14 protein-coding genes are annotated in these 8672 nt (G+C 70.0%); 4 read left to right on the top strand and 10 right to left on the bottom strand.

Annotated elements, in window-relative coordinates:
- Positions 1–166, top strand: a 166-nt coding sequence (locus ASG63_RS06055) for a transposase (RefSeq protein ID WP_156394087.1), incomplete at its 5' end; no start/stop codon positions are given.
- 434 nt (positions 167–600) lie between these two features.
- The gene (locus tag ASG63_RS06050; protein WP_244479824.1) at positions 601–2151 is read left to right on the top strand and encodes a tyrosine-type recombinase/integrase; all 1551 of its coding nucleotides are present in this window, start codon (positions 601–603) and stop codon (positions 2149–2151) included.
- A 106-nt stretch (positions 2152–2257) separates the two neighbouring features.
- On the opposite strand, the gene ASG63_RS06045 is transcribed toward ASG63_RS06050, so the two are convergent.
- From ASG63_RS06045 to ASG63_RS06010, 9 genes are all read right to left on the bottom strand, one after another.
- Entirely contained in the window at positions 2258–3091 is an 834-nt protein-coding gene (locus ASG63_RS06045; RefSeq protein ID WP_056213089.1) for a hypothetical protein, read from the bottom strand.
- A 2-nt stretch (positions 3092–3093) separates the two neighbouring features.
- Positions 3094–3288: a hypothetical protein gene (locus tag ASG63_RS06040; RefSeq protein WP_056213088.1), complete on the bottom strand. Its 195-nt coding sequence runs from the start codon at positions 3286–3288 to the stop codon at positions 3094–3096.
- 2 nt (positions 3289–3290) lie between these two features.
- The gene (locus ASG63_RS06035) at positions 3291–3566 is read right to left on the bottom strand and encodes a hypothetical protein (RefSeq protein ID WP_244479823.1); all 276 of its coding nucleotides are present in this window, start codon (positions 3564–3566) and stop codon (positions 3291–3293) included.
- Positions 3566–3718 carry a hypothetical protein gene (locus ASG63_RS25020; protein WP_156394086.1) on the bottom strand — a complete coding sequence of 51 codons (153 nt, stop codon included), beginning with the start codon at positions 3716–3718 and terminating at the stop codon, positions 3566–3568. The genes ASG63_RS06035 and ASG63_RS25020 overlap by 1 nt, the downstream gene beginning before the upstream one ends.
- Positions 3719–3741: 23 nt before the next feature.
- Positions 3742–4428 carry a hypothetical protein gene (locus ASG63_RS06030; protein WP_056213087.1) on the bottom strand — a complete coding sequence of 229 codons (687 nt, stop codon included), beginning with the start codon at positions 4426–4428 and terminating at the stop codon, positions 3742–3744.
- Positions 4429–4497: 69 nt separating this feature from the next.
- The gene (locus ASG63_RS06025; protein WP_056213085.1) at positions 4498–4968 is read right to left on the bottom strand and encodes a hypothetical protein; all 471 of its coding nucleotides are present in this window, start codon (positions 4966–4968) and stop codon (positions 4498–4500) included.
- A 2-nt stretch (positions 4969–4970) separates the two neighbouring features.
- A complete protein-coding gene (locus ASG63_RS06020; protein WP_056213082.1) occupies positions 4971–5258 on the bottom strand; it encodes a hypothetical protein in 288 nt (95 codons plus the stop codon).
- Complete coding sequence (locus ASG63_RS06015) at positions 5252–6118, bottom strand: hypothetical protein (protein ID WP_056213080.1); 867 nt, start codon at positions 6116–6118, stop codon at positions 5252–5254. The genes ASG63_RS06020 and ASG63_RS06015 overlap by 7 nt, the downstream gene beginning before the upstream one ends.
- A complete protein-coding gene (locus ASG63_RS06010) occupies positions 6118–6630 on the bottom strand; it encodes a GcrA family cell cycle regulator (protein WP_162248637.1) in 513 nt (170 codons plus the stop codon). The genes ASG63_RS06015 and ASG63_RS06010 overlap by 1 nt, the downstream gene beginning before the upstream one ends.
- Positions 6631–6769: 139 nt before the next feature.
- Here ASG63_RS06010 and ASG63_RS06005 point away from each other — a divergent pair, with 139 nt between their 5' ends.
- Both ASG63_RS06005 and ASG63_RS06000 read left to right on the top strand, forming a co-directional pair.
- Positions 6770–7657: a hypothetical protein gene (locus tag ASG63_RS06005; protein ID WP_056213076.1), complete on the top strand. Its 888-nt coding sequence runs from the start codon at positions 6770–6772 to the stop codon at positions 7655–7657.
- 46 nt (positions 7658–7703) lie between these two features.
- On the top strand, positions 7704–8237 hold the full coding sequence (locus ASG63_RS06000) for a hypothetical protein (protein WP_056213073.1): 534 nt from the start codon (positions 7704–7706) through the stop codon (positions 8235–8237).
- A gap of 52 nt (positions 8238–8289) precedes the next feature.
- Here the strand turns inward: ASG63_RS06000 and ASG63_RS05995 are convergent, their stop codons facing one another.
- Complete coding sequence (locus tag ASG63_RS05995; protein WP_056213071.1) at positions 8290–8631, bottom strand: hypothetical protein; 342 nt, start codon at positions 8629–8631, stop codon at positions 8290–8292.
- Between the last annotated feature and the right edge of the window lie 41 nt (positions 8632–8672).

Raw genomic sequence — 8672 nt, 5'->3', positions numbered from 1 at the left:
ACCCGTCGCCTGCCCGGACTGGATCTACAACAACCGCAACCAGGTCGAGCGCCTCTGGGCCAGGCTCAAGGAGTGGCGCGCCATCGCCACACGCTACGAGAAGACGACCGTCAGCCTCATGGGCGTCCTCTGTCTTGCCGCGGCCCTCGATTGGCTCAAGCGATGACAGACCCTAGAAGCCTGCTTGCCATAAATGTCGTGATTCGCAGGAAGGTATGATTGAGCGGTCGGAGCCCGAGTCGGCTTCCCGAAGGAACGGATTGGAACCGTTATGAAGGTGTAAAAAACGCGACTGGGCCGCACGGGCTAGAGACCCAATTGCGACCCAGCGTAAATTTGAGCAGCTCTGGTTACGGAATTTGCTGCTAAGTCATTGAATTCGTTGGTAGCGAGGGAGGGATTTGAACCCCCGACACAAGGATTATGATTTCTATTGTTCCACCCCCGCAGCCCGAGTTTGAGCCCGGAACAAGCCCGGGTGGGATCGCATAAATGCCTGCAAGTCCAGGGAATTGCCTTAACGGATCGGTCACGCGCCCTGCCGTACAGCGGAGTGAGGATCTCGGGCTCCGCAGCCCGAGAGCAGCCCGAGTTGCTCCGATGGCCGTACGCCTCTCCAAGACCCATGTCGACAAGGCGCTCAAGGACGTCGCCAACGGCGCGCGAGCGTACGACCTTATCGACTCCCAGCAGCCCGGCCTGCTCCTCCGCGTCGGGCCGCGCGGCGCGCGCTGGGCGTTCAAGATCATCAGGCAGCGGACGACGTTCCGCCTGACGCTCGGATCCCCGCCCGGCCTGACGCTCGACGAGGCCCGTAGCATCGTGGCCGAGGCGCAGCGCCACATCGCCAACAGGACCGACGAGCCCGGCGACAGGTTCTTGGAGGACCAGTTCATCCGCCTCGGGAAGCTGCCGCCGCGGCCCCCGCGTCAGCCGCGGGATCCGGTGCAGGTCGCCGAGATGATGGAGCTCGCCGGCGACATGCCGTTCTGGAAGTGGGAGCAGGCCCGAGAAGCCTACCTCGCCGAGGTGCAACGCACGCTGCGCGAGGCGACGTGGAAGGACTACCGTGCCAAGCTCACCCTCCCCGAGCTCGGCGTCCTCGCCGGGCGTAAGGTCCGCCGCATCAGCCTGGAGGACCTCGCCGGCATCGTCGCCGCTGTCCACGGATCCGGGCGCGAGACCCACGCGGTGAACCTCGCGAGCGCCCTTCGGCCGATGTGGCGCTGGCTGTGGCAGGCCCACGTCCGGACACGCAGCGGCCTCGGCATCGAGGGAATCGGCACGGACATGGCGAAGCTCTCGGCACCTCCCAAGTCTAAGGCAAGGAAGGTCAGGGCGAACGGCAAGGTCGCCGGCCGCTACGTCGCGACGCCGGCCGAGATCGGCACCGTCCTCGCCGTCGCTCGCTCCGGCGTCATCGACCCGACTGTGTCCCTCGCCCTGGAGCTTCTCGTCCTGACGGCCCAGCGCCGACGCCCGATCGTCGATGCGAGGGTGGAGGATTTCGTCCCGTGGGCGGAGGAGGCCGGCTGGGGCGTGTGGTCGATGGGGCCCGCCCACCGGAAGACCGCCGACAAGCGGGACGACCAGAGCCGCCACGCCCTGCCGCTCCCCCCTGCCCTGTGGGCCCGGATCGTGCCGCAGCTGAAGGCGTGCACGGACGCCGGGCGCGAGCACTTGTTCCCGCAGATCCGCCCGTGGAAGCTCGGCGATGCCGTTGCCGGGCACATGAACGAAGCCGCGTTGAACCACCGCCTACTCGACATGGGATTGAAGGCGAGCCCGCACGACATCCGGCGCGGGTTCTCGACGCACAGCCAGAAGATACTCAAGACATCCCGAAAGGATGTGAAGCTCGTCATGGACCATTCCGAGGGCATCGCATCCGACGACGTCCTGGAGGGGCACTACACCGTGGACGACCGCCTGGACGAGAAGCAGCCGGTCATGGCGCGCTGGCTCTCGTGGTGCGAGGAGCAGGCCGCGGCGGCGGCCGCGGGATTCCCGCCCCTGCCCGAGCTCGCGGCACAGATCGCCGCCCGGCGCCGGGCCCGAGAGCAGGACGGGAAGGCCAAGACGGCCGCGAAGAAGGCCGCGGAGAAGGCTGCGGCCGAGGCGGGGGACAAAGCCGTCGACCTCGCCGCGTGAGGATCTTCCCGATCGGGTATCCCGATTTGGAACACCGAAATCTTGCAAGGATTTCAGTTGGTTGCGGGCTGTCCCAAATAGGGACCACCGTACGGGAAGATGGCCCTCAGCCGTCCGGCTCGTCGACGCGGCCCCAGGCCCAAGCTGCCTCATCGAATTGGAATGGCCGCTTGTCCACCTTGCCGACCTTCCACGAGTAGCCGTGTGCCCCCGGGCTCCCGGCGAGCGTCAACTCGCCGACCTCTCCGTCGAATAAGCGCAGGGTCGCGACGGTGGCGCGCCCTGTGTAGACATCGCCGAAATCACCGGTCCTCTTGACCTCGCGGACGCTCAGCACTTCCGTGGCGTAGCTCGGCCACCCCTTCGGCAGGATGTCGAGGATCGCGCGCTCGACGTAGGCGACGTCCTCGGGAGACGGCCGGCGGGGCGCCGGGACCTCGGCCGGCGCGGGCGTCACCGCCTCGTCGAATCGGGCCCACGCGCCGGCAGCGTAGTGGAACGCGCGCTGATCGCCCTCGGCCTCCCACTCGCGCACGGACGGCTCGGGCCCGCCGATGACCGTCAGCAGGACGAGGCCGCCGTCGAACACACGCACGCGGGCGATGAGGTCCTCGCCATCCCGGCGGACCGACAGGATCTCATCGACGAACGTGGGCACGTCGGCCGGGATGCTCGCGTTGATCGCAGCCTCGACGGTCGCGATGTCCCGGGGCCGCCGGCGCCCGACGCCCGCGGCGTCGATGATGGCGGTCAGGAGCGCACTGGGCGGCTGGGGCGCGGCGGGCGGAGCAGCCGGCTCGTCGTCCATGTCGAAAAGCGACAGCTGGACGGGGGACGACAGGAGGGGTTTCGGGGGCGCCGGGCGCGGCCAGGGCCCCCGGGGGACGTGGAAATCCTGCGCCCTCCAGGCGTCAAGGAAGGCGGCGTGGGCGGGTTCCATGCTCACTCCCCCACGACCTTGCAGAGGACGATCCGGGTGTTCTGCGCGAACCAGAGCAGGTCCTCGTTGTAGCCAGCCTCCCGGAAAGCCCGGAAGCTTGCATACCGGGCTCCGGAGCGGGAGCCGGCGCTGACTTGGTGTGCCTCCCCCCAGATCGAGACGATGTAGTCCCGCTTGGACTTTGCGGACGTGGCCATGGTCACTTCCTCTTCAGGAGCCTGCACAAGGCCCGGGCGCGCTTGGCGTCCGCAGCGAGTGTCTCGGCCCGCTCGGAGAGCAGGTGCGACAGGACCGGCGGGACCCAGTCCGGGACCGCGCGCTCGCCCGAGGCCCACCGGAACGGGAGGCGCGGATCGAGGGATTCGCGCGCGCCGTCCGGGTGGTGGGGGCCAAGCAGCTTCGCCGTCGGCCGCTTCCACTCGGGGCCGAGGAGGAGCTCGCAGGCCTCGGCCAGGGTCTCGGGGGAGATCGTCATCAGTCGGTCCTCGGGGTGTCGACCGAGGGCTCCCGGTCGACGATGGGTTCCGCAAGCAGCTCGGCCAGCATCGCCTCGACGTAGGCGGCGTGCTCGGCGGCGAGGCGCTCGGGATCCAGATGCGGGGGCAGCGGGGCGATGGTCGCGGTCATGATCGGACCTCGATCCCAGGGGCCTAGAAGGGCATCTCTTCGTCTGGGGCCGGCTCGCCCCCGACCGGATTGGCCAGGTGCGGGCTCTCGTAAGGGTGGATGTCGAGCCGGTGCCCGACGAGCTGAGCCAGGCGGCGGTAGAGATCCTCGCAGTGCGAGAGGTTCAGGCTCACCGCATCCGGATCCCCGCTGTCCCCGACGAGTGCCTCGAAGACGCGCTGGTGACCACACTCGCGCAGCAGCAACCGGAGCCACGTGAGGTCGCTCATCTCGACGATGGCCTCCGGATCGATCCCGTCGGGACCGTGCACCGCATAGAGCGTCGAGGCGGCGGTGATGGTGAGGTCGGTGCCCGTGTACCCGGCCTTGAGCGCGAGCGCGTCGAACGGGCCGGCGGGGAAGCTCGCCGCGCAGGCCTGCTGGAGCTGCGCCTGCTGGGCCACCATGGCGGGTGCGGCCTCGTCGATCTGGCGGTCCAAGGTCTCCTCGGCGGCACGGGCGAGGTGCGTGCGGACCTGGGAGAAGGAGCCGCAGAATCCCGCGTACTCGCCGTGCCAGACCTGCCAGCGCCCCTGCCAGCGGTGCACCGACACGTCGCTGCCGCCGACCGCCGCGTCGTAGGCGTCGACGAGGCGGGACATGTTGGAGGCGCGCTCGATGCGCGAGACGGCGGTGGAGGTGTCGAGGGTGTCGATGACGACGGTTTTCATGATCGCGGTTTCCCTGTGCGAACTATGGGCCTGCAAAGCCTGCCCATGTCCATCAATGTATGGACATGGTTACCACTTGTCAAGCGGGTTGTACGGGCGCTCGCGCCTGTGCCTGCGGTAGAGGATCGCGATCGCCTCATGGACGTCAGCATCGGACTCGCCGGCGACGCGATGGCCGAAGACGTGGCCCCGGCCGTCGGGGTCCCGGAACCGGATGAGCACGTAGCGATCCCCGGGTTCGCAAGGCAGGTATTCGGACGTGACGCTCGGATCCGCGTTCGTCCGCCGGAACAACAGGCCACGACCGTCCGTCACACTCACGATCTGCCCGAGGAACTCGTCCTTGGGATCGATGCGCACACCCGCCTTCTTGCAGTCGTGCAGAGCGAAGGGCGGACAGGCGACACGGATGATCCCCTTCACCATCACGCAGCGGTCGCGAATGTGGCCGTTATGTCCGTACATCTCGAACGTGAGCCTAAGCTCGGGGACGTGGACCGGGATGGGGCGGCACGGCTTGGGGAAAGGGATGACCGCCATCGTCAGGTCCTCCCCAAACGCGCGGCCTCGGCGCGGGCCTCGAAGGTCGCAAGCGCTCCGACGAGCTCGGCGCATAGGCGGACGCTCTCCGGGCTGCCGTCCTCCGCCAGCTCGGCGAGGACCTCGCGCACGACGTCTGCATGGGCATCGAGCTGGCGGGCGAGCAGGCTCTCGGGCACGACGACGTGGTTGACGACGAGCACGGGGGCGGCGGCGCGCGCGAGCAGGCTGCGCGCCTGCGCGTGCCTCTGCTGCAGGCGCGTGCCCGGGAGGATCCGGCGCCTCACCATGCGAGGCTCCCCAGCGCATCGGCGTCCGACTCGGGGACAGCGGCGGGATCAGCATGCTCGCGCAGGCCCAGATCCGCCGCCCGATCGGCGACGCGGTGGAGGTGCCCGCTCCACTCGATGCACTGGCCCACGTCGAAACCTTTGTCCCGGTGCAGGGACGAAAGCGTGGGGAGGACCGCGGAGAGCGGCTCGCCGCGGAAGGCGCCGGGCAGCATCGTACCGGCGATCCGCATCATCGCGTGACCGACCCGAGCCTGGGGATGGTGCTCGACGATGCGGGTCAGGAGCGGCCCCGCGACAGCGTCGAGCCTGCGGTACTCGCGAGCTATCCTATCGCGGGGCCGCGCCGACCGGGCCGCGGCGGCGATCTCCTCGGCGACCGCGCGTTCCGCCTCCAACTCCAGGCGAGCGGCCTGCTCCGCCGGCGGTAGGCCACGCACCTGGATGGCGACCCTCTCCCCGTCCGGACCGTCCTCGTGGATCCACGCCGGTTCGTGCGTCAGGAGCCGCCACTGCCGGCGCCCGTCGGGCCCGGCCTCCTCCGCCAATATCCCGAATCGGATACCGAGGTGGACGAGGTGACCGGCGTCGAGCCAGCGCTGCAGGACGTGCGTGCGGTGTGTCCGCCCCTTACCCTGGATGACGTACAGGTCCGTCATCCGGAGAACTAGCAGATCTACGTCGGCGACCTTCAGCGGCTCGCAGTCGCCATGGACTCCATAGGCCCAGAGGATCCGCCAGCAGTAGTGCGCCAGATCGTGGGGAGTGCCCGGGCCGTTCCCATCCTCCAGAGCGAGGTCGAAGCTTCCTTCGAACCTGGGAGTGATCAGGATCGCAGCTTTGGGAGGGTCCCAGTACATTAGGCAGCCCTCCTCAGCGGGGTGTAGGCGGCGGTCCGCGACCGCAGAGCCTCGGTCCCGATCAGCCGGTGCGCCGGGCAGTAGGGCGAGCCCGCCGCCGTGGTGTGCCCGCAGGCCGTCGAGTCCCGGCGCGGGTCCCCGGCGATCCACCGGCACTGGCCATCGCGGACGTCCCAGATCGCCACGCGGCGGCTCTCCGGGAGGACGACGTCGCAGGCCTGCGGTCGGGGCGTGGGCCGCGGGGCCGGCGGCGGCGGCGGGGCCTTCACGACGACGGGGGCGGCCGCCTTCTTCGGACGCGGCTTCCGGACCCGGGGCTTGATCGGCGCGCGCCAGTTCGAGCGGGGGCCCATGAACGTCAGGCCGGCGCGCCTCATGCGGCCGATGACGGCCGAGGCGGTCATGAGGTGGCCCTCGGCGGCAACGTCGGCGGCGATGGCCTCGGCGGTCGTGCCGGCGAGCCAGGCGGCTTTCATCCGGTCGAGGGTTTCAGGGGGGAGAGGACGGGACACGGGGGGCCTCATGCTGAACCGGTTTTCTTTGAAGGCAAACAAACTGCCTCCGAAGACACCTGGTAGGCAAGGTGACGTTGACTTTTCAGAATCGCAAGGGGCAAAATGGCATCGCACACATTTTTCTGAGGAGCCCCAAATGGCGCGCCTGTTGACCCCCCCGCTGGATTTCGGCCCGCCCTGGCGGCGCGTTGGCCAGCGCACCCGCTTCGGCCACACGCTGGAGCTCTACGTCCTCGACGAGGTGCCCTACGGCTACTCGGACGCCTGGAAGGCGGCGAAGCCGGTCATGGAGAGCCTCGGGTTCTCGTGGACGGACAAGGGCGACACGCATGGCCTCGCACCCTGCTGGTGGCTGATCGGCGCCGACGACGCGGACGTCCCGCCGGTGCGCGCCGCCGTCGAGGCCGCGATCGCCGCGGCCCATGCCGAGCGCCTCGCTTATGATGCGCGCGCGGCCGCCCGGGAGGAGGCCAGCAGGCTCGCCGACATCGAGCGCGTCGAGCGGATCGCGGGACCGATTCGCGCCCGCCTCCGTGATGAGGTCACCGCGCGCCCGTGGGCCTTCGGGGCCGCGGCGGCCGAGGCGGTGGAACTCGCGCACATGCCGGAGTGGACGGGCTACGGGCTCTCGTGCGCGCAGAGGCTGCTGGCCAACGCGGACGGCGTCGCCGCCCGGGCCGACGCCAAAATCGGAGCAACGCCGCCGGCCGCCTGGTATGAGCGCGCCGCTGACGAGGACGTGCGCAGGGCGGCCCACGAGGCCTGCCGGCTCCTATCCGGCCTCGACGCGGACTGGGCCTCGGAGGCCAACGATGCGGGGTGGTCCAAAGCCCATACGGGGATAGGGCACCGGCTCGCAGAGCGGCCGGAACTCGATCAGGGCGAGACGGCTCATGCCCTGGCGGTCGTCCGGATCTACCGGCGCCAGCTCCCCAACGAGCTGCAGCGGCGCCTGTTCGAGCACGCGGGGAACCGGAAGCGCCGGCCCACCGCCGCCGCTGGTGGGTTGCTGTCCGCGGCCTGAAGATCCCTCACCGATCAACCGACTAAGTTCAACTTAGGCAGTCACGATGAACCTCTTCCAGCGCATCCTCGAAGCCATCTTGGCTTTCATCGCGGCGATCTTCGGGTTGTCCCGCGGCGGCCCTGTCAGCGCCGCCGGCGCGACGGCGGCCGCCACGCTCTCGGCCCCCCTGCCGGTCGAGCCCGATCCGGATGAGGATGCTCCCCTCGGGGCCCTCGTCCGCGAGCATGCGATCCGCCTGACGCTCAAGCGCGTCCCCCACGGTGCGGCTGCCCTCGATCCCCTGCCGGGCCGCATCGCGGCTTGGCTCGCTGGCCGGACGGAGCAGCAGATCTCGGCCATCCACGCCGTCCCGGCTGCGATGATCGAGGAGCACGTCACCGGGCAGTCTGACCGCCTCGACGATCTGCTCGGGGCCTGCCCGCAGCCGCCGGGATTCGTGCCGCCGGCCCCTCGCGTGGCGGCGCCCGCGCCGGCCAACGACGACGAGGAGGTCTACCCGGACCTGGAGGACTGGCTCGCCGCCGAGGGTCTGACGATCGAGGACTGCTACGCCCCGGCCAAGACCGCCCGATCCTGACGCGTCAGGGCGTCTCGACCATCAGCCCGCCGGTCCCCCCGGCGGGCTTTTTTCATGCCCGGCGGACGCGGCCGGCAGCGACGGCGGCGGTCAACGTGCGCAGGCCGGCCTCAGCCCGGCGGGCGCGGGCCGTCGTGGCGTCGAGGGCGGCCCCGAGCGTGGCGGCCTCGGCGCGGGCCCGGGAGGCCTCGGCCTGCGCCCCGGCGAGGAGCTCGCGGAGACGGAGGACCTCACCCGACAGGGCGTCGACGGCCGACAGCTCCTCGGCGGCCCGCAGGCGCGAGACCTCGGCGAGCCCGTCGCAGATGCCGCCGAGCAGGTTCTGCCCGAGGGCGAGGCCCTGCGCGACGCGGATCCCGGAGTCGATGCCGAAGGAACGTGTCTCGTGCGTCATGGCATCTCTCCTGGCTGGGCGATCTCACTGCGAGAATCAGT

The organism is Methylobacterium sp. Leaf94, assembly GCF_001426045.1.
Taxonomy (GTDB): domain Bacteria; phylum Pseudomonadota; class Alphaproteobacteria; order Rhizobiales; family Beijerinckiaceae; genus Methylobacterium.
This window is presented reverse-complemented; position numbering and strand designations above follow the sequence as displayed.

Bases quoted from the DNA above. Each gene is read 5' to 3' on its own strand.
- ASG63_RS06045 (WP_056213089.1), bottom strand. From the start codon at position 3,091: ATGGAACCCGCCCACGCCGCCTTCCTTGACGCCTGGAGGGCGCAGGAT.
- ASG63_RS06000 (WP_056213073.1), top strand. From the start codon at position 7,704: ATGAACCTCTTCCAGCGCATCCTCGAAGCCATCTTGGCTTTCATCGCG.
- ASG63_RS25020 (WP_156394086.1), bottom strand. From the start codon at position 3,718: ATGACCGCGACCATCGCCCCGCTGCCCCCGCATCTGGATCCCGAGCGC.
- ASG63_RS06050 (WP_244479824.1), top strand. From the start codon at position 601: ATGGCCGTACGCCTCTCCAAGACCCATGTCGACAAGGCGCTCAAGGAC.
- ASG63_RS06040 (WP_056213088.1), bottom strand. From the start codon at position 3,288: ATGGCCACGTCCGCAAAGTCCAAGCGGGACTACATCGTCTCGATCTGG.
- ASG63_RS06005 (WP_056213076.1), top strand. From the start codon at position 6,770: ATGGCGCGCCTGTTGACCCCCCCGCTGGATTTCGGCCCGCCCTGGCGG.
- ASG63_RS06020 (WP_056213082.1), bottom strand. From the start codon at position 5,258: ATGGTGAGGCGCCGGATCCTCCCGGGCACGCGCCTGCAGCAGAGGCAC.
- ASG63_RS06035 (WP_244479823.1), bottom strand. From the start codon at position 3,566: ATGACGATCTCCCCCGAGACCCTGGCCGAGGCCTGCGAGCTCCTCCTC.
- ASG63_RS06025 (WP_056213085.1), bottom strand. From the start codon at position 4,968: ATGGCGGTCATCCCTTTCCCCAAGCCGTGCCGCCCCATCCCGGTCCAC.
- ASG63_RS05995 (WP_056213071.1), bottom strand. From the start codon at position 8,631: ATGACGCACGAGACACGTTCCTTCGGCATCGACTCCGGGATCCGCGTC.
- ASG63_RS06015 (WP_056213080.1), bottom strand. From the start codon at position 6,118: ATGTACTGGGACCCTCCCAAAGCTGCGATCCTGATCACTCCCAGGTTC.
- ASG63_RS06030 (WP_056213087.1), bottom strand. From the start codon at position 4,428: ATGAAAACCGTCGTCATCGACACCCTCGACACCTCCACCGCCGTCTCG.